Raw genomic sequence first — 26,551 nt, 5'->3', positions numbered from 1 at the left:
CCTTCCTGGTCCTAGGGTGAAGAGCATGTCCACCTCAGCCGATGTCGTCGTCGTCGGGGCCGGGCTGGCCGGCCTCACCTGTGCCCGCACCCTGCAGGATGAGGGCGTCGAGGTGCGGGTCCTGGAGGCCGCCGACGCCGTCGGTGGTCGCGTGCGCACCGACGAGGTGGACGGCTTCCTGCTCGATCGCGGCTTCCAGCTGCTCAACCCGGCCTACCCCATGGTCCAGGCGCACGTCGACGTGGCGGCCCTCGGGCTGCAGCCCTTCCGCGCCGGCCTCGCCGCGCGGTCGGACCGCACCGACACCCTCCTGGTCATGGCCGACCCCCGGCGCGAGCCCCAGCTCATCGGCCAGACCATGCGCTCGGGCAAGCTGCACCCCTCCAGCCTGGCCTCCCTGGCCCGCTGGGCGGCTCCTGCGATGCGCGCCGAGTGGGCCCTGGCGAGCGGGCAGGACGACGTGTCGCGCCGCGAGTCGATGGACGCGGCCGGTCTGCACGGGCCGCTGCGCCGGGTGGTCGACACCTTCCTCAGCGGGGTGCTGCTGGAGGACGACGGCAGCACCTCCACCGCCTTCACCCATCTGCTGAGCCGCATGTTCGCGCTCGGTCGTCCGGCACTGCCGGAGCGCGGGATGCAGGCGCTCCCCGAGCAGCTCGCCGCCGGGCTGCGCACGCCGGTCGAGCTCGGCACCGAGGTCACCTCGGTCGGACCACGCAGCGTGCGCACCGCCGGCGGGGAGGAGATCTCGGCCGAGCTCGTCGTCGTCGCCACGGGCGCCGAGGCGGCCGCCGAGCTCACCGGGCATACCGCACCGGAGGCCAAGGGGGTCACCACCCACTGGTATGCCGTGCCCGAGGCACCCATGGACCAGGCGCTGCTCGTCATCGACCAGCGCGAGGCGCGCGGGCCGGTCATCAACACCGCGGTGATGAGCAACGCCGCACCCTCCTACGCCCCGCCCGGTCGTCACCTCGTGCAGGCCAGCAGCCTGCTACGTCCGGGCCAGGAGCCGGTGTCCGACCAGACGGTCCTCACCCAGGTCGGCGGCATCTACGGCGTCCCGACCGGGGACTGGGAGCTGCTGCGGCGCGACGACATCCGGTATGCCCTGCCGGCCCAGCCGGCGCCGCTGCAGGAGCGCACGGCGCTAGAGGTCGAGCCGGGCCTCATCCTGGCCGGGGACCACGTGGACACCGGGTCCATCCAGGGCGCCATGGTGAGCGGGCAGCGGGCCGCCGAGGGCTACCTGCAGCGCCGCTCCGCCTGATCCTGCCCGCAGATCCGGGTTGGTGCTGTTCCGGTGGTCGCGTCGCCGGGGGCGGACGGTGCCAAGAAGGTGTGGGGGTCGCTGTTCGGATGAGCATCGAGGACCTCACCTTCTCCTGGCCACTGCTGCTGCTGGCGCTCGGGCTGCTGGCCATCGGTCTCCACGCCTGGTCGGGTCGGATCCGCGCCGTCCTGCTGCGGTCCTGGCCCAGCCAGACCCTGCACCTCGCCCCGCTCTACCTCGGCGCCGCCCTGCTCCTGACCCAGCTCGCGGCCCTCGCCCCGCTCGCGCTCGGTGCCGTGCTCCTCGTCCTGGCGCTGGTGTCCTTCGCCCTGGGCGTCCTGGCGGTGCTCTGGCTCCCCCGACCGCTGACACCCCGGTGGCTGCAGGAGGCCCCTCGATGGAAGGACCCGGTATGACGCCGCCCGACCTAGACATCCACGTCGAGCCGCCGCCCGGCTGGGCACAGATCCAGCAGGAGCCGGACGACGACGGATCCGTGCTCCTGGCCATCGCCCCGCAGAGCTGGGCCGAGGAACTGGGTCTGCGGCCCAACCTCGTGATCGGCCTGGGCGCACCGACGCAGGAGAGCGTCCGGGCGGTCGCCACGCAGACCGCCGCCACCCTGCTCGCCATGGGGCCCGGGCACCGGATGATCGCCTGGGACCTGTGGCAGGACGACGCCGGTCGCCGGTTGCTGTCGACCTGGCCCAGCGGTGATGCCCTGGTCTGCACGACGACGTGGCTGCGACTGGAGGGAGACCGGCCGCTGTCCCTCACCGCCACGGTCGACTCCGACCGCTACCTCCGGGTCATGCCGCTGATCTCCGCCTGCGTCGACAGCCTGCGCGTGCAGCGCCCTCCGTCCCCGGAGGCCAAGAATGCCTGAACCGCGACTCGACGACTTCTGGCGTGCCAGGGGAGAGGCCCTGGAGGACCTGTCCCGGCTGCACGGCTCGCAGCACTGGGAGCCGGACGGGGTGCGGCTGTCCCGCGACGCCTTCGTCGCCCTGGCCCAGGTCGGCCGCCGGCGGGTCGGGGCGGCGCGCGTCAAGGACGAGGCAGCCGCGACCGAGCTGGAGTCCGTCGGGCTGGTGGACGGAGCAGGGCGGCTGACCGACGACGGCATGACCACCCATGCGGTGCTGAGCACCGCTGACAGGCGTATCCGGGTGGAGAGCACCGCGTCCGGCGTGCCCGGCACCTACGAGGCCGCACGGCGCCAGGGAGCGGTCGTGGTCTGGGCCACGGATTCCCCGGCGTCGTGGGACGGGCGGACGACGCTGGGGCGCGACCGGCTGGCCTCGGCGACGTCCGGGACGCTGCTCTGGTTGCCCACGATGCAGCTGCAGACGGACCTGGCGGCCTGGCTGCAGGTCGGACCCTCCTGGCCGATGGACCTGCCCCCCGACGCGATCGCGACCGACCTGGTCACCGCCCGGATGGACGACCCCCGTGCCCCGGCACCAGACGGCGCCGGCGAGTTCCTACGTGAGGTGTGGGCCCAGCCATGGTTCACCTGGACCATCACCACGGACACCGAGCACCGGCTCGCCGGCATCCACGCCGGCCGGCACGGTCATCTCCGGCTCCAGGACCACGGCAGCTCCTTGGTGACCCTCGGCGCCCTCCCGTCCGAGGCCTTCTTCTCCATCCTCGTCGGGATGAGCCTGCTGTGACCACACCGGAGGAGAAGCGCAGGCGCGCAGGCTGATGCGTGAGGTGGCCGGCACGAGCACCACCAAGGGTGGGTTGCTGGACGACGACCTCGACACGCTGCTGCAGCGCTACCCGGAGTCACCCGACGGTGTGTGGTGGGGCAGCGCCGCGACGGACTTCTACGACGGGGTCCGCGACGTGCGGCGCGAGGTCCGCACGCTGCGGGACGACGTCCTCGACCACGCAGAGCGGTGCCGCACCCGGGCACGGGAGCTGGAGGACGAGGCGGACGCACAGGAAGCGGCTCAGTCGGCTGACTGAGCGCGTCCCGCCGCGGGAGAGCCGCGGAGCCGGCGTCAGGCGTCGCGCAGCTCTCGCTTGAGGATCTTGCCGGTCGCGCCCTTGGGCAGCTCCTCGATCGTCGTGACCGTGCGGGGGTACTTGTAGGGCGCCACCTGGCTCTTGACGTGCTCGATCAGCTCGGCCTCGGTCGCCTCGGCGTCCGGCGCCAGCACGACGTAGGCGGCGACCTCCTCACCGAGCTCCTCGTGCGGGATGCCGATGACCGCCGCCTCGGCGACCGCCGGGTGCTCGTAGAGCAGCTCCTCGATCTCGCGCGGGTAGATGTTGAGCCCGCCGCGGATGATCATGTCCTTCTTGCGGTCGACGATGAAGAAGAAGCCGTCCTCGTCGACGCGGGCGAGGTCGCCGGAGTGGAACCAGCCGTCGGCGTCGATGGCCTCGGCCGTGGCGTCCGGCCGGTTCCAGTAGCCCTTCATGATGTTCTCGCCACGGATGCAGATCTCCCCCACCGCGTCGGGGTCGCCCGAAGCGGCCACCCCGACGTCCGCCCCGTCCGGCCCGGCGAGCTTCATCTCCACCCCACGGATCGGTATACCGATCGAGCCCGCCTTGCGCTCGCGGTCCGGGTGGTTGAAGGAGGCGACCGGTGAGGTCTCGGACAGGCCGTATCCCTCGAGGATGGTGGCGTCGAAGGTCTCCTCGAACTTCTTCATCACCTCCAGCGGCAGGCTGGCGCCGCCGGAGATCGCGGTGCGCAGCGTCGTGAGGTCCGGGGCCGTGTCGGCGGCGGCCGCGGCGGCGAGCATCGCGCCGTACATCGTCGGGACGCCCTCGAAGACGGTGACCTTGTCCCGGGCGATGACCTCCAGCGCCTTGGCCGGGTCGAAGCGCGGGATCATCGTCAGCGCCGCGCCGGCGTGGAAGGCGGTGTTCATGCCGCAGGTCATGCCGAAGACGTGGAAGAGCGGCAGGCAGCCCATGACGACGTCGTCACCGTCGAGGTGGATGAGCGTCTCGGTGGTCGCGAGCTGGTTGGTCTGGAGGTTGTCGCACGTGAGCTCGGCGCCCTTGGGACGCCCCGTGGTGCCGGAGGTGTAGAGGATCACGGCGGTGTCGCCGCCGTCGCGGGGGACGATCTGCTCCACCGGATCCACCGCCTCCTCGCCGTCCACGTAGCGGCTCAGCCCCTCCGGGCCGACGGTGAGCAACCGGGTGCCCGTCGCCTCGGCCGCCGCGGTGGCGTCCTCGCCCGGCATGGCCGCGAGCAGCGCTGCACCGGAGTCCTCGAGGTAGAACTGGATCTCCCGCTTCTTGAAGAGCGGGTTCATCGGCACCACGACCCCGCCGAGCCGGAGCGTCGCGTAGTAGAGGATCGGGAAGGCGGGGACGTTGGGCAGCATCAGCGCCACCCGGTCACCCTCGCCCACGCCCTGCGCCCGCAACCATCCCGCCAGCCGCCCGGCGGACTCCTCGACGTCGGCATACGTGAGGACTGTGTCGTCGAGGATCACCGCCCGCGCGTCGGGGTGGGCCTGCGCCGTGGCGGCGAGGTTGTGGGCGAGGTTGGCGCTGGTCATCGGTGACCCTCCCTGCGAGCGGTATGCGTGTCCCGATCCTGCCAAAGGTCGGCACCCACCGCTAGGCTGCGCCCGCGGGAGGGAGGACCGTGCCACAGATCGACATCGCCGCCACGAAGGCGGCCGCGAAGGATCTGAGCGAGGGCGGCGACGCGCTGGACGGCGCCGCCGGCTCCGTCGCCGTCGCCGACCTCACGGGTCAGCTGCGCGGGTCGTCCACGGCCGGGGTGCTCGCCGACCTGCAGACCACCGGGCGCCTGCGGTTGTCGGACGCCGCACGGGAGCTCGGGACGCTGGCCGAGGGCATGACGACCTTGGCCGACAACACCGGCGACGCCACGGGTGAGCGATGAGCCTCGACATCCCCGACTGGATGGTCAGCGACGACGGTCCCGTCCGGACCGCCGCACGGGGCCTGCGCGATGCGGCCGACGTCGTCGACGACGAGCGCGCTGGACCAGCACACGCCGACGCTGCGCGACATCCAGCGGGACTGGGACGCCCTCCACGCCGACCGGCCACGCACCGAGGTGCGTGGCGACGTGGGCGAGGACGTGAGCGTCATCGACTGGGCCGAGGTGCGACGTCGGGAGGACGCCCTGCGTGACCGCACCGAGCACCCGAAGGAGATGCTGCGCACCGCCGACCGGGGCTGTCGGGACACCCTCGCGCAGGTCCGGTCCTCGCTGGCCGGTCTGCAGCCCGGCTCCTCCACCGCCAGCTTCACCCGGTCGCAGGCACCCGAGGGGGCGTGGCAGGTCTTCCGGGATCACGGCCTGGCCAACACGCGCGCCGACGAGGCCCTGCTCGCCCGGATCGCGCAGGCGGAGGACCCCAACGCCGTGCGCGCCCTGCTGGACGAGCTCGACCAGGAGCGGCTGGCCGGCTTCCTGCAGCGCAACCCGCACGTGATGGCGGCGCTCGCCACGGACTACGAGCCGCGCAACGCCGACGACGCCGTGCTCTCCGGGCTCTGGAACGCCATCGGTGAGCTCGAGAACGGTCAGGTGACCGACCCCCGCGCGATCGCGGACATCCGCGACTACTGGGCCGGGCTCACCCCGCAGGAGCAGCAGCGCATGCGGCTGCTCTACCCGACCCTGATCGGCAGCCTCGACGGCATACCGGTGGAGCACCGAGCGGCCGCCAACCGGTTGCTCGTCGAGAGCGCGATCGACATCGAGCAGCAGCGGCTGGCGATCCTGCAGGCGATGCCGGACAACGCCGCCACCCGCGAGGACGTGCTGCAGACCGTGCCAGGGTGGTACCCGGACTGGGTCGCCGAGAAGATCGTGGACGGCCTCATGCACGACAAGGCGCAGAGGCTGCTCCACGACTTCCGGCTGCGGGACCAAGAGGTGGAGCGGTCCCGGAAGCGGCTGGCGTTCTACAACAACCTCCTCGCGCCGAAGTCCGGGCTGCGTTTCTCCGATGTCACGGACGACTCTGGGCTCGTGCTGTCCGGCGACCACCGCGCGATCCTCCTCTTCGATCCACGGGGAGACGGACGGTATGCCGAGTGGCAGGGCGAGTTCGACACCGAGAACGTCGGGATCTTCGTACCGGGAACGACGACGGACATGGCCAACATCGCCAAGTACCGCGACAACATGGCGAAGGTCGCACGACGTGGGACGAGCACCATCACCTGGATGGGCATCGACCTGCCCAACTCGGTGGCCTCTGACGCGACGCAGACGCGCTACTCCGAGGATGGTGGTCAGGCGCTGCTCCGCTTCGTGGAAGGGCTAGGCATGCCCGAGCGGGCCATCACAGCGGTGGGCCACTCGGCGGGGGGTGGCATCGTCGGCTTCGCCGACGTCTACGGCATGGACGTCGACCGCACTCTCCTCATCGCGCCCTCGGGATCGGGGCTGGGGCTGCACCGCCCTCTGCCCTGGCCGCTCGACCCGTGGGGCGCGAAGCCGAGCACCCCTGAGTCTTACCCGGCGCACACCTGGGACGATGAGGCCCGCGACGTGCAGCGGTTCACCATGACCGCCCCGGGCGACACCGTCCGCCTTGCGCAGGAGTCCGAGAACGTCCGCTGGTGGGTGGGCCTGCCGGAGGACTGGGGGCACGGCAACGACCCGATCGACACCGACCAGTTCACCCGTCTGGAGACGGGACGGTGGCTCGAGCCCCCTCCCACGCTCCGACTACCGGAGGGGATCGAGGTCGGTGACCGGCTCGAAGGGGCGGACGCCCACACTTGGGTCGTGACCCGCTTCACAGATTCCTGGACCAACCTCGTCGGGGTGATGACTGGGGGTGAGGTCATCCCCTACCGCGAGGACGGAGACTGGATCAACCCGGACAACCTCTACGACGACCCCGGCTACCCTGGCACCGACCCAGTGCCCATCGACGATCTGGAGTCTCCGTGGGAGCAGAGCCAGCCCGAGATCATGGCCCCGGGCCCTGTCGACGGGAGCTTCGGCAGCGGTGGCGGCTCGACGTGAGGCGGGCGGGCACCGGATTGGCCCTCGTGGCAACCATGCTCACGGGGTGTGCGGTCGATCGCGGCGACGATCCCTCCACCTCCTCGTCAGCCCCCACGACAGAAGGAACCACCATGAGCGGAACCGCCGAGGATGCCGCACGCGCGCAGCAACCCCCGGTGCGGGAGATCCTGCAGGCTTTGTGGGACCAGTTCGACCTGCCGAACAAGCCCGGCCTCGACGAGCACAAGGATCCAGGTGGCCTCCGCGCTTGTCTCTTCACTGCGTCTTCCGACAGCACGTCATGGGCTGAGACAGCACGACTTCGGGTATCTGAGGTCAAGGACCCGGCACTCGAGGCGCGGCAGGCTCAGCTCGCCCGCGACTGGTTGGAGGAGAATGGGTGGGAGGAACTCGACAACCCCGCACCTGAGGGAGACCTGGTGAGCTACCACCGGAACGCCGAAGGGTTCACCGTCACTCTCACTCCGTGGGGAGATGCCCGTGTGCAGGTGGACGTGCAGTCGCCCTGCTTCGACGAACAGGGTCGTCAGGTGGGATGACGCTGCCTGAGTGGTCGCGATGCACGAGAATCCATCCACCTGTCGGTCACACCGGGGTGCCGCGCAGGTTGGTGCACTGGCGCTCACCGCTCTCGGTGGCTGTTCGCTGCTGGCCGAGGACGATACCCGCATCACCACCCCCGGTGGCGCCGTGGTGACGGCCCGCGCCGCCGAGGCAGCGGCGGGGGAGCAGCAGCCCCGCGTGCGGGAGATCCTGCAGGATCTGTGGGACCAGTTCGACCTGCCGAACTCGGTCGCCTCCGAGGCCACCCAGACCCGCTACTCCGAGGACGGCGGGCAAGCGTCGCTGCGCTTCGTCGAGGGCCTGGGCATGTCGGAACGGACGGTGACAGCGGTCGGCCACTCCGCCGGCGGTGGCATCGTCGGTTTCGCCGACGTCTACGGCATCGATGTCGATCGCACCCTGCTCGTCGCCCCCTCCGGCTCCGGGCTGGGGCTGCACCGGCCGCTGCCCTGGCCGCTCGACCCGTGGGGCGCGCAGCCGTCGACTCCCGACGAGTACCCACCGCAGACCTGGGACGGCCACGACCGGGACGTCCAGCGCTTCACCCAGACCGCGCCCGGCGACAGCATCGCCGTGGCCCAGGCCTCGGAGGACGTGCGCTGGTGGGTGGGTCTGCCCGAGGACTGGGGGCACGGCGACAACCCGAACTCCTCGGACCAGTTCATCCGTCTCGAGACGGGCCGGTGGACCGAGGGTGCGGATGCCGGTCAGCGGCTGGAGGGTCGCGAGTCGCACAGACACGTGGTCAAGCCCGGGACCGTTGCCTGGGCCAACACGGTGGGCATCATCACCGGCGGCGACGTCATTCCGTACCGCGAGGACGGCGACTGGATCGGCCCCGACAACGTCTACGACGACCCGGACTACCCTGGCACCCACCCCGTGCCCATCGACGATCTGGAGTCCCCGTGGGAGCAGTCCCAGCCCGAGATCATGGCACCCGGTCCGCTCGACGGCAGCTTCGGGCAGGGAGGCGAGCCCGCGTGAGGCTCCTGACCTCTGCACTCGCGCTCGCCGCGGTGGCACTGGCCGGATGTCAGACCATCGACGGTGCGACGAGCCCCGAGGGATCCACGACGACGGAGGGAACGAGCGTGAGCCGACGCGCCGACGAGGCAGCGGCGCGGGAGCAGCAACCCCGCGTACGCGAGATTCTGCGGGACCTGTGGGACCAGTTCGACCTCGAGGACAAGCCACCGCTGGAGGACAAGCCCGGGGAGGGAGACCTTGTGGCCTGCTCCTTCGACACGACCGCTCAGAGCAGCTCCTGGGCCGAGACTGCCCGGTTGCGCGTCGCGGAGGAGGAGAACCCCGAGCTCGAGGCCGAGCAGGCAGAGCTCGTGCGTGCCTGGCTGGACGACAACGGCTGGGAACGCATCGACAACCCCGCCCCCGAGTCGAGCCCGGTCACCTACCACCGCAACGACGACGGCTTCACGGTCACCGTGGCACCCCAGCTCGACGCCCGCGTCATCCTGGATGTGGAGTCGCCGTGCTTCGACGACCAGGGCCCACAGGTGGGATGAGGCCGGCCGGAGCGGGGTGCTCCGCGAGGGCACCATCACCTCGGTCACGCCGGGGTGCCGCGCTGGTCGGTGCACTGGCGCTCACCGCTCTCGGTGGCTGTTCGCTGCTGGCCGAGGACGATACCCGCATCACCACCCCCGGCGGCGTGGTGACGGCCCGCGCCGCCGAGGCAGCGGCGGGGGAGCAGCAGCCCCGCGTGCGGGAGATCCTGCAGGATCTGTGGGACCAGTTCGACCTGCCGGACAAACCGAAGCTCGAGGAGCAGATGGCGCCGGGTGGTCTCAGGGCCCGCACCTTCGACACGATGTCCGAGATCTCGGCCTGGGCCGAGACGATCACGCCCTGGATGGATGCACGAGTTCAGGTGGACGTCCGGTCTCCCTGCTTCGACGACCAGGGACGGCGGGTCTCCTGAGCCACCCTGGTCATGCTCGGCGGGGCACGAGCGACCACCCGCGGCGCCCGCCGGCGGTGGTCAGCGCAACGAGTCCACCGTGTCGATCTCCTCGACCGGCTTGTCGTCGCGGTAGCGCAGCACCCGGGCGAAGCGCAGCGCGACGCCACCGGGATAGCGTCGCGACGTCTGCACCGCGTCGTAGGCGATCTCGACGACCTGCTCGGGCCTGACGTGCACCACGTGCCCCTCGCGCGAGGTCTCCAGCCCCAGGAACCGCTCGGTCTGCCAGGCCAGCAGCTCGTCGGTCATGCCCTTGAAGGTCTTGCCCACCATGACGAGCTCGCCGTCGGCGCCGCGCGCCGCCAGGTGGATGTTGGACAACCAGCCCTCCCGCCGGCCGCTGCCCCACTCGACCCCGGTGACGACCAGATCGGCGGTGCGCCTCGGCTTGACCTTGACCCAGCCCGCGCCCCGGCGCCCCGCCGCGTAGGCGCCTGGGGGTCCTTGACCACGACGCCCTCGTGCCCCTGCGCCACCACCCGGTCGAAGAAGTCCTGCGCCGCGCCGACGTCGCCGGTGCTCAGCCGCTCCACCACGAGGTCGGGGGCGAGATCGGACAGCGCCGCCCAGCGCTCGCGCGCCGGCTCGTCGACGAGGTCCCGGCCGTCGAGGTGCAGCAGGTCGAAGAGGTAGGTCGTCACCGGGGTCGTGCGCGCGAGCTCGGCCGGGTCGGTGCGGGAGGCGGTGCGGGCCCCGGTGACCTGGAACGGCTCGGGGCGACCCTCGGCGTCGAGCGCGATCACCTCGCCGTCCAGCACCGCCGAGCGGGCCGGGAGCGCCTCGACCGCCGCGACGACCTCGGGCAGCCGGTCGGTGATCTCCTCCAGGCTCCGGGTGAACAGCCGGACGGTCGCGCCGCCGTCGCCGCGCTCGCCCTCCCGGTCGAGATGGGCCTGCAGCCGTATGCCGTCGAGCTTGAGGTCCAGCGCCACCTCGCGCGAGCCGTCCACCGCGGAGGCGATGTCCGGCTCGGAGCCGGCGAGCATGGGCCGCAGCGGTCGACCCACCTCGAGCCGCACCTGCTCCAGCGCAGCCGCGCCACCGGCCAGCGCGGCCCGCGCCACGGGCCCGGGGAAGCCGGCGAGCATGACCGCCCGCCGCACCAGCGGCTCCGGCACGTCGGCGGCCTGCGCGACGGCCGGGAGCAGCACCCCGTCGCCGGCACCCTGGCGCAACTCCCCGGTGAGGAGCCCGACGAGCCACTGCTGCTGCTGTGCGGTGGCCCGACCGAGCAGGTCGGCCAGCGCGGTCGCCCGGGCCGCGGTCGACCCGGCTCCGGACAGCGCCTTGAGCTCGCTCAGCGCATCGTCCACCTCCAGCACGGACAGCGTCGCCTCGTCCGCCGGCGCGGGCCGGTCGCGCAGGCTGCGCCACCCCACCCCGACGGTGCGCTGCGGGAGGGTCCCGGCGAGGTAGTCCGCCACGACCTCGACCTCGCGCTCGTCACCGCCCTGGGCTGCCTCGGCCAGGGCCTCGGCGAGCAGGGCGGTCTTCGCGGTGCGCGACCCCGTCGCCGCCACCGCCGCGGACGTCTCGGTCACCCGGGCCAGCTGCATACCGGCAGTCTGACGCACACCGGTGACAGACGTCGCGGTCGGCAGCCCGGCACGCGGCCCGCCGAGATTTGACCAACTCCTTACCTGGCTTATACCCACCCTTTGCCGATCCGGGCCTAGCGTGGGTGATGTCGATCGACGTGGGGCGTTGCTCTGGTGACGCACCTGCTGCGATCGGCCGGACACGTCCACGACGATGTGGACCGGACGCGGGCTTCACCCCCTGCGCGTCCGCCCCGGTCCCAGACCGTCGGGGTGGGTGATGTGTCCGTCGAGGAGGGCGCGTCGGCTGTCACGGGACCGACGCGCCCTCCCTCATTCCCCCTGACGCCACCACCGCCGAGCCACGTCCGGGATGCACTGTCCGCGCTCGCACGGGGGCTAACCCCCCACCGGATCGGGGGAGCACACCCTCCCCGACGGGCCGCGTCCTGACTACGTTGGGGTGGTATGAGCGCAGACACCGCCCACCCGGACGGGCCCCCGGACCTCGAGCCGGTCGGCATGGCCCGCCTCGTGCGCAGCCCGGGGGACGATCCGAGGGTCGCACCCGTCGAGGACACGCCGGCCACGGCACCCGTGCTCCCCCGCGCCCGAGAGGGCGGACCGGTCGGCTGGGTGCTCGAGGCCTGGTGGACCATCTGCTACGTCGTCACCGGCCTGTTCACCGCGGTCTTCGCGCTCACCCTGGCCGGCGTCGCCATCGGCGGCTTCGCCGCGCTCCTCGGCATGGGCGCCGGGGTGCTCATCCTCGTCCCCGCGATCTGGGGCTCCTTCGCCCTGTCCCGGCTGGAGCGGCACCGCATCGCCGCCTTCCTGGGGGTCGACATCGGCGAGCGGGGCCCGTCGACCGCCCCCGCCTGGCGCCGCGTGCTCGGCCTGGACGAGGCCCGGCTCCGGGCCCTCGGGTGGGCCGGGCTGCACGGTCTGTGGGGGCTCATCTCCAGCTCGCTGGGGCTCGTGCTCCTCGTCAACGGGGTGCTCCTGGCGACGATGCCGTTGTGGGCGTGGCTCGGCGACGGCGTCTCGATCATGGGCCTGCTCCGGGTCGGCTCGACCTTGGAGCTGACGGTGGCCTGGCTCGTCGGGGTCGCGCTCGTCCTGGGTATGCCGTGGATCGCGCGGGGCCTGGCCAGCGTCGACGTCGTGCTGGCCCGCTGGCTCATCGGCGAGGACGCGCAGGCGCGGCTGCGCGAGATGAGCGAGCGCGTCGACACCCTGACGACCACCCGTGAGGACACCCTCGACTCGGTCGAGGCGGAGCGCCGGCGGATCGAGCGCGACCTGCACGACGGGCCCCAGCAGCGCCTGGTCTCCATCGCCATGAGCCTGGGTCTGGCCCGGGACGCGCTGGATCGCGACAGCGACGGCGCCGACCCGGAAGCGGCCCGACGGGTGCGCGAGCTGCTCGACGAGGCGCACTCCTCCAGCAAGGACGCCATCACCGAGATGCGGCAGGTCGCACGCGGCATCGTGCCGCCGATCCTCACCGACCGCGGGCTGGACGCCGCCGTGTCGGCCCTGGCGGCCCGGAGCCCGGTGCCGGTCGCGGTCAGCAGCCGGCTGCCGGCCGGCCGGCTCGACCCGACGGTCGAGGCCATCGCCTACTTCTCGGTCTCGGAGGCCCTGACCAACATCGCCAAGCACGCGCGGGCGGACCGGGCCACCGTCGAGCTGGGCACCGCCCGCGGCCTCACCGGCGACCTGCTGGCCATCACCGTGACCGATGATGGGGACGGAGGTGCCGTCGTCGGCGGCGGCAGCGGCCTCACCGGTCTGCGGCAACGCGTCGGCGCGGTGGACGGGCAGCTCCACGTGCACTCGCCCGTGGGCTCCGGGACCACGGTCGCCATCACCCTCCCCCTGCGCGAGAGGACCACCCGATGAGCACCAGCACCGAGCGCGCCTCCGACACCCCCCTGCGGGTCGTCCTCGCCGAGGACTCGGTGCTCCTGCGCGACGGCATCGTGCGCCTGCTGACCGCCACCGGCTTCGAAGTCGTCGACGCCTGCCCGGACGCCAAGAGCTTCCTCACCGCCGTCCGCGAGCACCGGCCCGACCTCGTGGTCGTCGACGTGCGGATGCCCCCGACCTTCACCGCCGAGGGCCTCATGGCGGCGCTGGAGGTGCGCTCCGAGCTGCCCGATGTGGCCGTCGTCGTGCTGAGCCAGTACGTCGAGGAGCGCTACGCCACCGAGCTGCTGGCCGGTCGCCCGCGCGGGGTGGGCTACCTGCTCAAGGACCGGGTCGCCGACACCAGCGACTTCGTCGCCGCCCTGCACACCGTGGCCGCCGGCGGCACCGCGCTCGACCCGGAGGTCGTCTCCCAGCTGATGTCCCGCGCCCGCAACATCGACCCGTTGGAGCGGCTCACCGCGCGCGAGCGCGACGTCATGCGGCTCATGGCGCAGGGCCGCACCAACAGCGCGATCAGCCGCGAGCTGTTCATCGGCGAGGGCGCGGTGGAGAAGAACGTCTCCTCGATCTTCGGCAAGCTCGACCTCCCGCCGACCGACGACGACCACCGCCGCGTGCTCGCCGTGCTCCAGTGGCTCGAGCACGGGGAGGACGCGGGGTGACCGGGCAGCAGCCGGCCCGCACGTCGGCACGAGGCATCCGCACCGGCCGCGGCGGCTACACCGGCCTGCGGGTCGTGGGCGGCGTCGTCACCGCCGTGCTGGTCGGGGGCGCGACGGTCAGCTCGGTGCCGAGCATGCTCCGTCAGTCCGACACCGCTGCGCTGACCCTGCCGCACGGCCTGGACCGCGTGATCATCCAGTCGCCCCGCGGTGACGTCGACGTGCGGGAGGCGCGCGAGGGCGAGCAGGCCCGGGTCGAGGCCGACCTCCACTGGTCCCTCGCCAAGCCCGAGCTCGGCCTGCTCCGGGACTCCCCGGACGACGGGTCGGTCGTGGTGCAGGCTCCGTGCAGCGGCGGCAACCTGGGGCAGTGCGCGGCCGGCTTCTCGGTCACCGTCCCGCCCGGCACCGACGTCGAGGTGACCGGCGGCTTCGGCGACATCGACGTCACCACCACCGGCGCCGTGTCGGCGAGCGGCACCGGCGGAGACATGACGATCAACGGCGAGCCGTCCCGGGTCGAGCTGGACTCCACGATGGGGGACGTCACGATCGAGGGCCTCGGCGAGCCGCCGGAGCTCGTCCGGGTGACCAGCACCATGGGCGATGTCACGGTGACCCTGCCCGGAGAGGTGTCCTACGCCGTGACCACGAGCACCGACATGGGCGCCGACCCCCGGGTCACGGTCGACCGCGCCAGCGACTCCCCCTACGTCGTGGACCTCGAGACGACGATGGGCAGCATCGAGGTCCTCACCCCGGAGTCGGCGAGCTCCGGCTGATCGGGCGGGATCGCCCGTACCCGGGTGCTCGGAAGCGCAACACGTGACGCATGGGGCTGTTGGGGCTGGCGCGGGGAGGCTAGGCTCAGGGTCGTCACCACCCTGCCCAGGGCTCACCGTCAACGGAGACCGTCATGAACTCGCTCGTGCTTGCCCTCGTCGGGGTCGCGATGATCCTCGCGGGCTACTTCCTCTACTCACGCTTCCTGGCGAGCAAGATCTACGCCCTGGACGACTCGCGCGCCACCCCGGCGCACGAGCTCGAGGACGGGGTCGACTACGTCCCGACCAACAGGTACGTCCTGTGGGGCCACCACTTCACCTCGGTCGCGGGCGCGGCCCCGATCGTGGGCCCGGCGGTCGCGGTCATCTGGGGCTGGCTGCCTGCCTTCCTCTGGGTGACCATCGGTACCGTCTTCTTCGCCGGGATGCACGACCTCGGCGCGCTGTGGGCCTCGGTCCGCAACAAGGGCCAGTCAATCGGTGCGCTGTCCGGCCGCTACATCGGTGCTCGGGGCCGCAACCTCTTCCTCGTCGTCATCTTCCTGCTCCTGCTCATGGTCAACGCCGCCTTCGCGGTGGTCATCGCCAGGCTCCTCATCTCCACCCCCACCGCCGTCATCCCGACCTGGGGCGCGCTGCTGGTGGCCCTCCTCGTGGGCCAGGCGATCTACCGCCTGCGGTGGAGCCTGCCGGTCGTCTCCGTCGTCGGCGTGGTCGCGCTCTACACCCTCATCTGGATCGGCGACCAGGTCCCGCTGGCGCTCCCCGAGACGGTACTGGGGCTGCCCACCATGGCGGTGTGGATCATCCTGCTCTTCGTGTATGCCGGCATCGCCTCGATGCTGCCGGTGTGGGTCCTGCTCCAGCCGCGTGACTACATCAATGGCCTGCAGCTGTTCATCGCCCTGGGCATCCTCTACGGCTCGGTGCTGCTGGCCCGCCCCGGGCTCGTGGCCCCGGCCGTCAACCAGGACGTGCCCGAGGGCACCCCGTCGCTGGTGCCGCTGCTCTTCGTCACCATCGCGTGCGGCGCGATCTCCGGCTTCCACGGCATGGTCAGCTCGGGCACCAGCTCCAAACAGCTGGACAAGGAGAGTGACGCCCGTTTCGTCGGATACTTCGGTGCCGTCGGGGAGGGGCTGCTCGCGCTCGGCGCGATCATCGCCACCACGGCCGGCTTCCGGACGCTCGCCGACTGGGAGGGCGTCTACCAGGCCTTCAACGACGGCGGGGTCGCCGCCTTCGTCGAGGGTGGTGGCGCCATCGTCAACGCCGGGCTGGGCCTGCCCACCTCGCTCGCCGCGACGGTCATGGCGACCACCGCGATCCTCTTCGCCGCCACGACCATGGACACCGGGGTCCGGCTGCAGCGCTTCGTGGTGCAGGAGATCGGCGAGATCGCGGGGGTGCGCCTGGGCAAGCTGGTCGCCACCGTCATCGCCGTCGGCATCGCCCTGGCGCTCACCTTCGGCGCCGGCGCCGACGGTTCGGGCGGCATGCTCATCTGGCCGCTCTTCGGCACGACCAACCAGCTCATGGCCGCGCTCACGCTGTCGATCATCGCCATCATGCTGCTGCGCCGGGGACGGACGCCGCTGCCCGCGCTGATCCCCCTCGCCTTCGTCGGGCTCATGACGATCTACGCGCTCTTCATCCAGCTCGGCACCTTCTGGGAGGCGCAGAACTGGGTTGCTGCTCGGGCTCGACGTCGTCATCCTCGTGGCTGCCCTGTGGGTCCTCGTCGAGGCGATCGGCGCGATGCGCAAGGCCAAGGACTACCGCGGCGACGACGACGCGGAGCTCGCCGAGCTCTCCGCCGCCGAGGTCACCGGCCGGTCCGCGCCGGCGGACGACGCCCCCGAGCACCGTCGGGACTGAGGACGCCGAGGAGGAGCAGGCATACCCTGGATCGATGAGCGACACCTCGGCCCCGGGTCGGCGGCTGCGCGCCGCAGCCGGGGTCGTGCGCGACATCCTCGTCGGCCCGTATGCCCGGACCTTCGCGCGGGCCCGGCGCGACGAGGACGACCTCTTCATGGTCATCGTCATGGCCGAGGCGCTCGGCGTCCCCAACCCGGCGAGCTACTACACCGTCGAGCTGCTGCCGGTCGTCTACGACCAGGTGCACGACTGGCACCGGCGGATGGGCCTGGACCGCAGCCCGCTGGAGCACGTCTCGTGCTGCTGAGGACGGACCCGCGGTGCTGAGTCGGCTGGCCGCGAGCCGCGAGGTTCTCTTCGTCGGTGGCAAGGGTGGTGTCGGCAAGACCGCCGTCGCCTCGGCGCTCGCTCTCGCGCTGGCCCGGGCGGGCCGTCAGGTGCTCCTGGTGTCCACCGACCCGGCGCACAACCTCGGCCACCTGTGGGAGCGTCGCGTCGGGGACGAGCCCACCGAGCTGGCGCCGCTGCTGCGCGGCCTCGAGATCGACCCGGCACGCACCACCGACGAGCACCTCGCGGCGGTCCGCTCGACGATGGAGCGACTCATGCCCGAGCACCTTCAGGGTGAGGTCCGACGTCACCTGGAGCTCGCCCGGGACGCGCCGGGCACGCACGAGGCCGCCGTGCTGGAGCGCATCGCCGAGGTGGTGGAGCAGCGCCACCCGGACGAGCTCGTGATCTTCGACACCGCCCCCTCGGGCCACACCTCCCGCCTCGTCGCGCTGCCCGAGCTCATGCAGGCGTGGACCGGCGGCTGGTGCGGCGGCAGCAGCGCTCGGCCCGCTTCGGGGAGGCCCTGCGGGGCCTGCAGTCACGTGGGTCGCGCGACGCCGGCGACCGGGCTGCCGCGGACGTGGTGGGCAGCTCGGCGCCGGTCGACCGACGAGGACGGCGCGACGCCGAGATCCGGCGGATCCTGGACCGCCGGCAGAGCCGGTTCACCGCGCTGCGCACGCTGCTGCAGGACGACACCCGCAGCTCCTTCGTCATCGTGCTCGCGGCCGAGCGGCTGCCGGTCCTGGAGTCCGTGGACCTGCACGGGCAGCTCGCCCGCGCCGGTATGGCCGTCGGTGCCCTGGTCGTCAACAAGCGCTCCCCCGCCGACGCCGGTCCGCTGCTGGCCGATCGTCGTGAGGTGGAGCAACGCTACGTCGACCAGGTGCGCTCGGAGCTGCCCGGCCTGCCCCTCGTCGAGGTGCCGCTGCTCCCGGGGGAGCTCGTCGGGGAGCAGGCGCTGCTGCGGGTCGCGCGGGACCTCGGCTAGACGCGAGAGGCCCCCGGCACGCGATGCGCGCCGGGGGACTTCGTCGATGCTCCGTCAGGCCAGGGGCCTCACGGGTAGACGACCTCCTCGAGGGTCTCCTGGATCCCGAGGCTGACCGCGCCGTAGCCGCCGACGATGTGCACGAGCTGGGCCCGCATCTGCGTCATCGCGTCCACCGTGTCACCGGGCAGGGCATCGGTCCGGGTGAGCAGCACCGCCATGTTGTTCATCGCCGCCACCGGGGCCGCCGCGAGGGCGTCCGGGAACTCCGCGCCGGTCGCCAGGAAGGCGCCGGGCCCGGGGTCGGGAAGAACTCTGCCGCGACCGAGGCCGCGGTGCCGTAGCGGTTGGTGCCGCCGAGACGGACGACCTCACCGGCGCTGGCGCCGGCCGCCGTCGCGACCTCGTCGGACACCGCACCGTCGCCACCGATGACGTAGACCGTCTCCGGCGACAGGCGGGACAGCTCCGCGGACGTCGCGCTCGGCAGCAGGTCGGGGCGCGTCAGCAGCACCGCCGCGTCCTCCATACCGGCCGCCGCGGCCGCCGCGAGCGCGTCCGGGTAGTCCTTGCCGCTGGCGAGGAAGACGATGTCGGCGTCCTCCGCGTGCGACTGACTGACCTGGACCGCGGTCTCGTAGCGGTTCGCCCCGGCGAGCCGCTCGGTGTCGGCATACTCGCCCAGCGCGCTCACCACGCCGTCCTCGACCGCGCCGTCGCCACCGAGGACGACGATGCTGTCCGGGTCGAGCTGCTGCAACGCCATCCGCGTCGCAGGGGGCAGCTCGTCCGGGCGTGTCAGCAGGACCGGCGCCTCGACCGAGCCTGCCAGGGCACCGCCGGCGAGCGCGTCGGGGAAGGCGCGACCGCTGGCGACGTAGACCGTCTCGGAGCCCTGGGGGAAGGCCTCGACCGCCAGCTCGGAGGCGGTGGAGTACCGGTCCTGACCCAGCGTGCGCTCGACGCCCGGACGGTCCTCGTTGCCGTAGTCGGAGCCCTCGAAGGCGATACCGAAGACGGGGCTGTCCCACGTCTCGGTCTGCGCCTCGCGGTCGTCGTTCCACGCCGAGGCCTTCGTGACCGTCAGCTCGAGGATGTAGTCGCCGTCCGGCACCCGGACCTTCGCGCCGTTCTCGTCGATCATCATGCCGTCCCACGGGTATGCCGTGAAGCCGTTCCGGCTGGCGGACCGGGCGAGGTAGTCGAGCTCGGCGACGGTGCCCAGGGACTCACCCTTGCTGCCGTCGTCCTCGGCCGCGAAGACCTCCCACTCCATGCGCCGCGCCTGGTGCTCGAAGTGCACGAGGACCTGCGGGGCGTCGTCCTGCTCCATGGAGAAGGTCGTGCCCTCCCCGACCAGGTCGTAGCTGCCCTCCGGGTCGACGCAGTCGTAGCCCTGCCAGATCGTGCAGGTGTTGACCACCCCGAGGGCCGGCAGCTCGACGGTGACGTCGCCCTCCGCGTCGACCATGTCGGCGAGCACCTCGGTCTCCTGCAGGTCGGCCGCGTGACCGCCGTAGGCGACCGAGTAGCTGTCGGCCTCCTCGCCCTCACCGGTGCTGAAGGTGACGTAGCCGCCGAAGATCGGACCCATCTCGCCGTCGATCGACGGCGACGTGATGGTCACGGGGACCTCCACGCTGGCGCCTGCGGGCACCACCACGCTCGGCGCGACGGCGACGTCGGCCGGGGCCAGGTAGTAGCCGAAGTCGTTCGCCGTGCCGGAGGTCGCCACGGCCGGGGTGTGCTCCACCGCGTAGACCTGCTCGGCGTCGCTGGTGTTGGTCAGCGTCACCGTCTGGGTGCTGGTCTCGCCGGCGAGCTGCTGGCCCAGCTGGACCAGACCGGGCTCGATCGTCGCCTGGGCGAGGATCGAGTCGTCGACCTGGATCATGCCGGCGCCCTGCCGGTGCACGAGCTCCAGGCCGGCCGCCGGCGCGATGTTCAGCGGCAGCTGCATCGAGCTGTTCTGCAGCTTGAGCTTGGCCTCCTCGACGCCGAGGTCCGGGTCCGCCTCGAGCATGAGGGCGGCCGCCCCCGCGACGTGGGGGGACGCCATCGAGGTGCCGGACAGGGTGGCGTAGGGCTGGGCCTCCAGCGGGTAGGTGGAGTAGATCTGGCCACCCGGGGCGGACAGGTCCGGCTTGACGGTGGTGTCCGCCATCGTGCCGATGGAGCTGAACGAGCTGATGAGCCCACCGGTCGGGTTCGGCACCGAGGTCGAGCCCTCGGTCCAGGTGACGACGTGGCCCTCGGTCGCGAGAGCGTCGGCGGCCAGCCGCTCACCGTCGGCCTGGGTCACCATCACGACGGGGACCTCGATGTCTTCCTCACCGGCGAGGCTGGGGTTGATGCTGCCACCGACGTTGTTGTAGAGCATGACACCGGTCGCGCCGGCCTCCTGGCCGTTGAGCGCCTTCTCGTAGAAGCTGCAGCTGCCGCGCTGGATCATCACCCAGTTGCCCTCGATGACGGCCTGCTCCTCCGCGCTGAAGGGGTCGGTGCCGCAGGCCTGGGCCTCGGTCGTGCCGGGCGCGTGGACGGCCACGACGGTGTCCTCACCGGAGGTCGGCGGCTCGGGGGCCGGCGAGCCGACGGTGTAGGGGACCTCGTTGTCCTCCTCGTCGAGGAAGAAGTTGGCCTCGTAGGACGTGTTGTCCACCGAGCCGACACCGATGGTGTCCTCGCCGACGCCGGGGGCGCCGATCGAGTGCAGGCCGCTGGCACCGGAGTTGCCGATGGAGGCGACGACGACGACACCCTCGCGGGCGAGCGCGTCGGTGGCCTGGGCGGTCGGGTACTCCTTCCACGCGGAGAAGGCCGAGCCGATGGACAGGTTGACGACGTCCATCTCGTCGGTGAGCGTCTGCTCCATCGCGTGCAGCATGATGTCGGCGTCGGTCGAGCCGTCACAACCGAAGACGCGGTAGGCGCCCAGCGTCACACCGGGGGCGACACCGGTCACCTCGCCGTCGGCACCGGTGATGCCGGCGACGTGGGTGCCGTGGCCCTGGCAGTCGTCAGGGTCCGCGTCCGGGAACGGCGTGGGCTGGTAAGCGTCGCCAGCGCCGGGGTCGGCGTTGTAGTCGTCGCCGACGAAGTCGTGACCGAAGGCGACCCGCTCAGTCGGGAAGGTGGTGCTCCCGGGGCTGCCGTTGCCGCCGAAGTCAGGGTGGTCGTAGTCGATGCCGGTGTCGATGATGCCGACCTTGACGCCGGTGCCGTCGTAGCCGAGCTCGCTCTGCACGATGTCGGCGCCGGTCATCGAGATGGCGGTGAACAGCTCGGGGTCGATCTGGGTGTCCTCCGGCCTCTCGGGGGCGTCGATGACCTCGACCGGGAAGATCGCCTCGACCGCGTCGGAGGCGGCCAGCTCGAGCAGCGACTCCTCGTCGGCCTTGACCGACAGGCCGTTCCACAGGGTGCCGAACTCCGAGCGCACCTCCAGCTCCACGCCGGTGGCGTCCACGTCCGCGAGGAAGCGGTCGCGCTGGGACTCGATCGAGGCCAGCGAACCGCCGGCGCTCGTGCTGGGTCCAGCGAGCTGGACGAAGTAGGAGTCGGGCACCAGCTCTGCGCCGGTGACTCCGTCGTCCTGGATCTTGCTCTCCGGCGCCGGGGAACCCGGTGCGACGAATGCGTCGTCGTCCGCCGCCGCCGACAGCGGCGCCAGCACGGCACCGGTCAGCGACAGGACGGCGATCGCGGAGAGAGCGCGGCGGGGACGTCCCCCAGGCCTGGCACTGCTCACGAATGATCTCCTTCGATGATTTCGGCCGCACGGGGCACGTGGGCCGCCTTCGACCCTACGGGCCGCCCCGCCGCGCGCGCCCGGGTCGACGTCACGATCGGATCACGATCGGGTCACGGAGTCGGGTTACCCGACCCCACGTAAACTGCGCTTGACCTGCGCTGACGTTCTTGACCATGGCTCGTGACGCCTCGGCCGGAGGATCACGCCGCGCCAGGGTGCACAATCAGGTGGTGCTCCTTCGACTCCTGCGACGACAGCTGCGTCCCTACGCTCGGCTGGTCGTCGCCGTCCTGCTCCTGCAGCTCCTCGCCACGGCGGCCAGCCTCTACCTGCCGAGCCTCAACGCCGCCATCATCGACCAGGGGATCGTGCAGACGGACCTGCCCTACATCTGGCGCGTCGGAGCCTCATGCTCGGCGTCAGCGCGGTCCAGGCCATGGCCCAGATCGGGGCCACGTGGGCCGCCGCCCGGACCGCCATGGGTGTCGGTCGGGACGTCCGGGCCGGGCTGGTCGAGCACGTCCTGGGCTTCTCCTCCCGCGAGCTCGGCGAGTTCGGGGCCCCGTCACTCATCACCCGGAGCACCAACGACGTGCAGCAGGTGCAGCAGGTGACCTTCATGACCCTGGTCATGCTCGTGGCAGCGCCGATCACCGCCGTCGGTGGGGTGGTCATGGCGATCCGGCAGGACGTCGGCCTGTCCCCGCTCATCGCCGTGGCGGTCGCGATCCTGCTCCTCGGCATGGGCCTGGTCATCGCCCGGATGGTGCCGCTGTTCCGCGCCAACCAACGTCAGCTCGACGCGGTGAACCGGGTGATGCGCGAGCAGATCACCGGTATACGCGTGATCCGCGCCTTCACCCGGGAGCCGCAGGAGCGGGACCGTTTCGCCCGCACCAACGCCGAGCTGACGGGCATCGGGCTGCAGCTGGGCGACCTCATGGCGCTGATGTTCCCCTTCGTCATGCTGGTGATGAACCTGTCCAGCGTCGGCGTGATCTGGTTCGGCGCCCAGCGGGTGGAGGCCGGCGCCATGGAGGTGGGGGCACTGACCGCCTACATCAGCTATCTCATCCAGATCCTCATGTCCATCATGATGGCGACGATGGTCGCGACGATGATCCCGCGCGCCACCGTGTCGGCCGAGCGCATCGAGGCCGTGCTCGGCACCGCCACCAGCCTGGTCTCCCCGACCGAGCCGCGCAGCCCCGGCGGCGGGGTCCGCGGCGAGGTCACGCTGCGGGACGTCAGCTACTCCTACCCGGGTGCGGAGGCGCCGGTGCTGTGCGACATCGACCTCGTCGCCCGTCCCGGCACCACCACGGCGATCGTGGGAGCGACCGGCTCGGGCAAGACGACGCTGCTGCGGCTCGTGCCGCGGCTCGCGGACGTCAGCGGCGGCGTCGTCCTCATCGACGGCATCGACGTCCGGGACCTGGCGCCCGAGGAGCTGTGGTCGATGGTCGGGCTCGTCCCGCAGCGGCCCTACCTCTTCTCCGGCACCGTGGCCAGCAACCTGCGCTTCGGTCGGCCCGAGGCCACCGACGCCGAGCTGTGGGACGCCCTCCGGGTGGCCCAGGCCGACGACTTCGTCGCGGCGACCGAGCTGGGGCTGGACCACCCCATCGCCCAAGGAGGCGGCAACGTCTCCGGCGGGCAGCGGCAGCGGCTCTGCATCGCCCGGGCGCTCGTCGCCAGGCCCCGTGTCTACCTCTTCGACGACTCCTTCTCGGCCCTGGACGTCGCGACCGACGCCAGGTTGCGGCAGGCGCTGCGACCGTGGACCCGCGAGGCGACGGTCGTCGTCGTGGCCCAGCGCGTCTCGACGATCATCGACGCGACCAGATCGTCGTGCTCGACCAGGGTCGGATCGTCGGCGTGGGCACACATACCGGGCTCCTCGAGAGCTGCTCGACCTACGCGGAGATCGCCCGCTCGCAGGAGCAGGGAGCGGCCGCATGACCGCGCGCTCCGTCGACCGCGGCAGCGCCCCCGCGCCGCGTCGTGGGCCTGGTGGCCCGCACGGGGCGGCCGTGCCCGTCGAGCGTGCCAGCGACTTCGCCGCGTCAGCCCGACGGCTGGCGGGCCGGCTCGCGCCCTACCGCGTGCTCATCGGGCTGTCCGTCCTGCTCACGCTCGTCGCCGTCGTCCTCAGCGTCCTGGGGCCGCGCGTGCTCGGACGGGCGACCGACTACGTCTTCGCCGGCTTCCTCGCGCCCGGCTCCCAGCCGGGGCGGACGTGGCGGAGGTGGTGGCCGGGCTGCGTGCCGACGGGCAGGACACCCAGGCGGACCTGGTCGAGGGGACGCCGTTCCTCGTGCCGGGGCAGGGCATCGACTTCGGCGCGGTGGGTCGCACGGTCGCGGTGGTGGTCGCGCTCTACCTCACCTCCGCCCTCCTCATGTGGATCTCGACCCGGTTGGTCAACCGGATCTCGATGCGGACCGTGCGGGATCTGCGCGCCGACGCCGAGGAGCAGCTGCACGAGCTCCCCCTGGCCTACTTCGACGCGCAGCCCCGGGGCGAGATCCTCTCCCGCGTCACCAACGACCTGGACAACCTCCAGCAGACGCTGCAGCAGACCTTCGGGCAGCTGCTCAACGCCCTGGTGACGGTGGTGGCCATCCTCGCCATGATGCTGTGGGTCTCCCCGACGCTCACCCTCATCGCGGTCCTGACGATCCCGCTGTCGGTCGTGGTCACCGTCCTGATCGCCCGGCAGAGCCAGAAGCTGTTCAAGGCCCAGTGGGCGCACACCGGCACGCTCAACGGGCAGATCGAGGAGGCGTTCACCGGGCACGAGCTGGTGACGGTCTTCGGTCGACGCGAGCAGGTCACCGGCCGGGCGCGGGAGATCAACGACCAGCTCTACGACGTGACCTGGCGGGCGCAGTTCATGAGCGGCGTGATCATGCCGGCCATGTTCCTCATCGGCAACCTCGGCTACGTCCTGGTGGCCGTCGTCGGGGCGCTCCGGGTCACCTCGGGGACCCTCTCGCTCGGCAGCGTGCAGGCCTTCATCCAGTACTCCCGCCAGTTCACCCAGCCGGTGACCCAGGTGGCCTCGATGGCCAACCTGCTCCAGTCCGGCGTGGCCTCGGCGGAGCGTACCTTCGAGCTCCTCGACGCGCAGCGACAGGTGCCCGAGACCCCCGACCCGGCATCCCCTCCGCAGGACCGCGGTGGGCGCATCGCCTTCGAGGACGTGAGCTTCTCCTACGGGTCGGAGCCGCTCATCGAGGACCTGTCGCTCGTCGCCGAGCCGGGGCAGACCGTGGCCATCGTGGGACCCACCGGCGCGGGTAAGACCACGCTGGTCAACCTGGTGCTGCGCTTCTACGAGCTGGACGCCGGACGCATCACCCTCGACGGGCAGGACATCACGACCATGACGCGGGCCGACCTGCGCTCCCGGGTCGGGATGGTCCTCCAGGACACCTGGCTCTTCGAGGGCAGCATCCGCGACAACATCGCCTACGGCCGACCGGGGGCGAAGGAGGAAGAGATCCGCGCGGCCGCCGAAGCGGCCTTCGTCGACCGCTTCGTGCAGCACCTGCCCGACGGTTACGACACCGTGCTCGACGACGATGCCGCAGCCGTGTCGGTCGGCGAGAAGCAGCTCATCACCATCGCGCGGGCCGTCCTCTCCCAGCCCTCGCTGCTCATCCTCGACGAGGCCACCAGCTCGGTCGACACCCGCACCGAGCTGCTCATCCAGGAGGCCATGGCGCGGCTACGAGCGCGCCGCACCAGCTTCGTCATCGCGCACCGGCTCTCGACGATCCGTGACGCCGACCTCATCCTCGTGATGGAGTCGGGCCAGATCGTGGAGCAGGGCACCCATGAGGAGCTGGTGGACGCGGGCGGGCCCTACGCCCGGCTGCACGCGGCCCAGTTCAGCGGGGCCGCGGTGGCGGGTGAGGACCTGGACGTCAGCCCTGCGAGCCCATGAGCTCCTCGATCGGGACCGCGTCCTGCGGGGCCTCGACCTGCGGCGCGTCGTTCCAGTCGCGGATGTTCATCTCGAGGTCGTCGCCGGCTTCGGCGCCCTCGGCGATGACGACGCGGAGCAGGTTGTCCTCCCCGTCGGCGGACACCCAGATCTCGGCCTCGTCGTTCTCGACGACGTAGTGGTAGGCCTCCATCCCGTCGACCTCGCCCATCTCGGCGGTCGAGGTCTGCAGGTCGTTGGCGTCCGTCGGGACCTCCCCGAAGAACTCCTCCCACAGGGTCGACAGCGAGAAGCTGTCACCGATTCCCATCTCCGGCGGTGCCTCGATCCACTGCCCGGCCAGGGTGCCCGCCTGGGCCTCGCCACCGGCCATCATCCAGAAGGACTCGTCACCGTTGAGGTAGTAGGTCTCCTCCACGGCGATGATCGACACCTCGCCGCCGTCGATGGTGGCCTCCACCTGGAAGTTGGAGTCGTCGAGCTGCCCGGTGAGGGTGGCGTCGATCGTCATCTCCCCGTCGGAGCCCGCGATGGTCGTCGTCATCGACTCGGCCGAGTTGGCGTTGTCGATGACGGTCGGCCACAGCTCCTCCAGCGGCGGCACGCCGGAGGCCTCGCCGCCGGACTCCTCGCTCGTCTCCTCCGGCGAGCTCTCCTGCGTCGTCTCCTCGGTGGCGGACTCCTCCTCCGAGGACCCGGTCTCCTGCGCGCTGCTCTCCTGCGCCGACTCCGTCTCGGTGGCAGCCGGCTCGTCCCCACCACCGAAGGCGGTCAGGCCGCCGACCAGGAGGCCGGAGAGCGCGAGCGTGGTGATGTGGCGGTGCCTGGACATGATGGTGCTCCCTCTCGTCGATGATCCGCGCCCTTGCCCCACTCGGCCGTGACCCGGCGGACGGAC

The 26,551-nt window shown here is 71.8% G+C and carries 20 protein-coding genes and 5 pseudogenes; 20 read left to right on the top strand and 5 right to left on the bottom strand.

Translation table 11 applies throughout. From position 1 onward, the window contains the following. Positions 1-25: 25 nt before the first annotated feature. The 5 genes from BJF80_RS04450 (at position 26) to BJF80_RS04430 (ending at position 3,250) form a co-directional block, all read left to right on the top strand. The gene (locus BJF80_RS04450) at positions 26-1,270 is read left to right on the top strand and encodes an NAD(P)/FAD-dependent oxidoreductase (protein WP_075811649.1); all 1,245 of its coding nucleotides are present in this window, start codon (positions 26-28) and stop codon (positions 1,268-1,270) included. An 89-nt stretch (positions 1,271-1,359) separates the two neighbouring features. Beyond that, on the top strand, positions 1,360-1,689 hold the full coding sequence (locus BJF80_RS18205; protein ID WP_075811647.1) for a hypothetical protein: 330 nt from the start codon (positions 1,360-1,362) through the stop codon (positions 1,687-1,689). Continuing rightward, positions 1,686-2,159: a hypothetical protein gene (locus BJF80_RS18200; protein ID WP_022923367.1), complete on the top strand. Its 474-nt coding sequence runs from the start codon at positions 1,686-1,688 to the stop codon at positions 2,157-2,159. Before BJF80_RS18205 ends, BJF80_RS18200 begins: the two co-directional genes overlap by 4 nt. After that, a complete protein-coding gene (locus BJF80_RS04435; protein WP_075811644.1) occupies positions 2,152-2,949 on the top strand; it encodes a hypothetical protein in 798 nt (265 codons plus the stop codon). The genes BJF80_RS18200 and BJF80_RS04435 overlap by 8 nt, the downstream gene beginning before the upstream one ends. Before the next feature lie 34 nt (positions 2,950-2,983). After that, positions 2,984-3,250 carry a hypothetical protein gene (locus BJF80_RS04430; protein WP_075811642.1) on the top strand — a complete coding sequence of 89 codons (267 nt, stop codon included), beginning with the start codon at positions 2,984-2,986 and terminating at the stop codon, positions 3,248-3,250. A gap of 35 nt (positions 3,251-3,285) precedes the next feature. Here BJF80_RS04430 and BJF80_RS04425 read toward each other — a convergent pair whose 3' ends face one another. After that, a complete protein-coding gene (locus BJF80_RS04425; RefSeq protein WP_075811640.1) occupies positions 3,286-4,809 on the bottom strand; it encodes a long-chain-fatty-acid--CoA ligase in 1,524 nt (507 codons plus the stop codon). 89 nt (positions 4,810-4,898) lie between these two features. On the opposite strand from BJF80_RS04425, the gene BJF80_RS04420 reads away from it, so the two are divergent. The 6 genes from BJF80_RS04420 (at position 4,899) to BJF80_RS18195 (ending at position 9,780) form a co-directional block, all read left to right on the top strand. Continuing rightward, positions 4,899-5,162, top strand: coding sequence for a hypothetical protein (locus tag BJF80_RS04420; protein ID WP_075811638.1), 264 nt, complete (start codon positions 4,899-4,901; stop codon positions 5,160-5,162). 69 nt (positions 5,163-5,231) lie between these two features. Next, the gene (locus tag BJF80_RS04415; RefSeq protein WP_075811636.1) at positions 5,232-7,271 is read left to right on the top strand and encodes an alpha/beta hydrolase; all 2,040 of its coding nucleotides are present in this window, start codon (positions 5,232-5,234) and stop codon (positions 7,269-7,271) included. A 113-nt stretch (positions 7,272-7,384) separates the two neighbouring features. Continuing rightward, positions 7,385-7,813 carry a hypothetical protein gene (locus tag BJF80_RS04410; protein ID WP_075811634.1) on the top strand — a complete coding sequence of 143 codons (429 nt, stop codon included), beginning with the start codon at positions 7,385-7,387 and terminating at the stop codon, positions 7,811-7,813. A 19-nt stretch (positions 7,814-7,832) separates the two neighbouring features. Then, on the top strand, positions 7,833-8,825 hold the full coding sequence (locus tag BJF80_RS04405) for an alpha/beta hydrolase (RefSeq protein ID WP_143553973.1): 993 nt from the start codon (positions 7,833-7,835) through the stop codon (positions 8,823-8,825). A gap of 107 nt (positions 8,826-8,932) precedes the next feature. Beyond that, on the top strand, positions 8,933-9,364 hold the full coding sequence (locus tag BJF80_RS04400; RefSeq protein ID WP_143456610.1) for a hypothetical protein: 432 nt from the start codon (positions 8,933-8,935) through the stop codon (positions 9,362-9,364). Beyond that, on the top strand, positions 9,361-9,780 hold the full coding sequence (locus BJF80_RS18195) for a hypothetical protein (protein ID WP_143553972.1): 420 nt from the start codon (positions 9,361-9,363) through the stop codon (positions 9,778-9,780). The genes BJF80_RS04400 and BJF80_RS18195 overlap by 4 nt, the downstream gene beginning before the upstream one ends. Positions 9,781-9,840: 60 nt before the next feature. Here the strand turns inward: BJF80_RS18195 and BJF80_RS04390 are convergent. After that, a pseudogene (locus tag BJF80_RS04390) lies at positions 9,841-11,378 on the bottom strand (ATP-dependent DNA ligase). A 450-nt stretch (positions 11,379-11,828) separates the two neighbouring features. Here BJF80_RS04390 and BJF80_RS04385 point away from each other — a divergent pair. The 7 genes and pseudogenes from BJF80_RS04385 (at position 11,829) to BJF80_RS21010 (ending at position 17,947) form a co-directional block, all read left to right on the top strand. Beyond that, positions 11,829-13,265, top strand: coding sequence for a sensor histidine kinase (locus BJF80_RS04385; RefSeq protein ID WP_083673449.1), 1,437 nt, complete (start codon positions 11,829-11,831; stop codon positions 13,263-13,265). Beyond that, complete coding sequence (locus BJF80_RS04380) at positions 13,262-13,957, top strand: response regulator transcription factor (protein WP_083673448.1); 696 nt, start codon at positions 13,262-13,264, stop codon at positions 13,955-13,957. Before BJF80_RS04385 ends, BJF80_RS04380 begins: the two co-directional genes overlap by 4 nt. Beyond that, positions 13,954-14,739, top strand: a complete 786-nt coding sequence (locus BJF80_RS04375; protein WP_075811626.1) for a DUF4097 family beta strand repeat-containing protein — start codon at positions 13,954-13,956, stop codon at positions 14,737-14,739. The genes BJF80_RS04380 and BJF80_RS04375 overlap by 4 nt, the downstream gene beginning before the upstream one ends. Positions 14,740-14,873: 134 nt before the next feature. Beyond that, positions 14,874-16,620 (top strand): annotated as a pseudogene (locus tag BJF80_RS04370) (carbon starvation CstA family protein). A gap of 34 nt (positions 16,621-16,654) precedes the next feature. Next, on the top strand, positions 16,655-16,930 hold the full coding sequence (locus BJF80_RS04365; protein ID WP_075811624.1) for a cory-CC-star protein: 276 nt from the start codon (positions 16,655-16,657) through the stop codon (positions 16,928-16,930). Between the two features lie 13 nt (positions 16,931-16,943). After that, a pseudogene (locus BJF80_RS21015) lies at positions 16,944-17,369 on the top strand (ArsA family ATPase); the annotation flags it as partial. 56 nt (positions 17,370-17,425) lie between these two features. After that, the gene (locus tag BJF80_RS21010; protein WP_321166339.1) at positions 17,426-17,947 is read left to right on the top strand and encodes an ArsA family ATPase; all 522 of its coding nucleotides are present in this window, start codon (positions 17,426-17,428) and stop codon (positions 17,945-17,947) included. Between the two features lie 68 nt (positions 17,948-18,015). Here BJF80_RS21010 and BJF80_RS04355 read toward each other — a convergent pair whose 3' ends face one another. Next, complete coding sequence (locus BJF80_RS04355) at positions 18,016-18,177, bottom strand: hypothetical protein (RefSeq protein ID WP_083653104.1); 162 nt, start codon at positions 18,175-18,177, stop codon at positions 18,016-18,018. Continuing rightward, the gene (locus tag BJF80_RS20660) at positions 18,174-21,698 is read right to left on the bottom strand and encodes a S8 family serine peptidase (RefSeq protein ID WP_075811622.1); all 3,525 of its coding nucleotides are present in this window, start codon (positions 21,696-21,698) and stop codon (positions 18,174-18,176) included. Before BJF80_RS20660 ends, BJF80_RS04355 begins: the two co-directional genes overlap by 4 nt. Positions 21,699-21,931: 233 nt before the next feature. On the opposite strand from BJF80_RS20660, the pseudogene BJF80_RS04345 reads away from it, so the two are divergent. Both BJF80_RS04345 and BJF80_RS04340 read left to right on the top strand, forming a co-directional pair. Further along, positions 21,932-23,663 (top strand): annotated as a pseudogene (locus tag BJF80_RS04345) (ABC transporter ATP-binding protein). Further along, positions 23,660-25,653: pseudogene (locus tag BJF80_RS04340) on the top strand (ABC transporter ATP-binding protein). Before BJF80_RS04345 ends, BJF80_RS04340 begins: the two co-directional pseudogenes overlap by 4 nt. On the opposite strand, the gene BJF80_RS04335 reads toward BJF80_RS04340, so the two are convergent. After that, positions 25,634-26,485 carry a LolA-like protein gene (locus BJF80_RS04335; RefSeq protein WP_075811620.1) on the bottom strand — a complete coding sequence of 284 codons (852 nt, stop codon included), beginning with the start codon at positions 26,483-26,485 and terminating at the stop codon, positions 25,634-25,636. The pseudogene BJF80_RS04340 and the gene BJF80_RS04335 overlap by 20 nt on opposite strands. Between the last annotated feature and the right edge of the window lie 66 nt (positions 26,486-26,551).

This window comes from Serinicoccus sp. CUA-874 (assembly GCF_001942225.1).
Lineage (GTDB): Bacteria > Actinomycetota > Actinomycetes > Actinomycetales > Dermatophilaceae > Ornithinicoccus > Ornithinicoccus marinus.
Note: the sequence above shows the minus strand (reverse complement) of the source record. Positions and strands in the feature narration are given on the sequence as shown.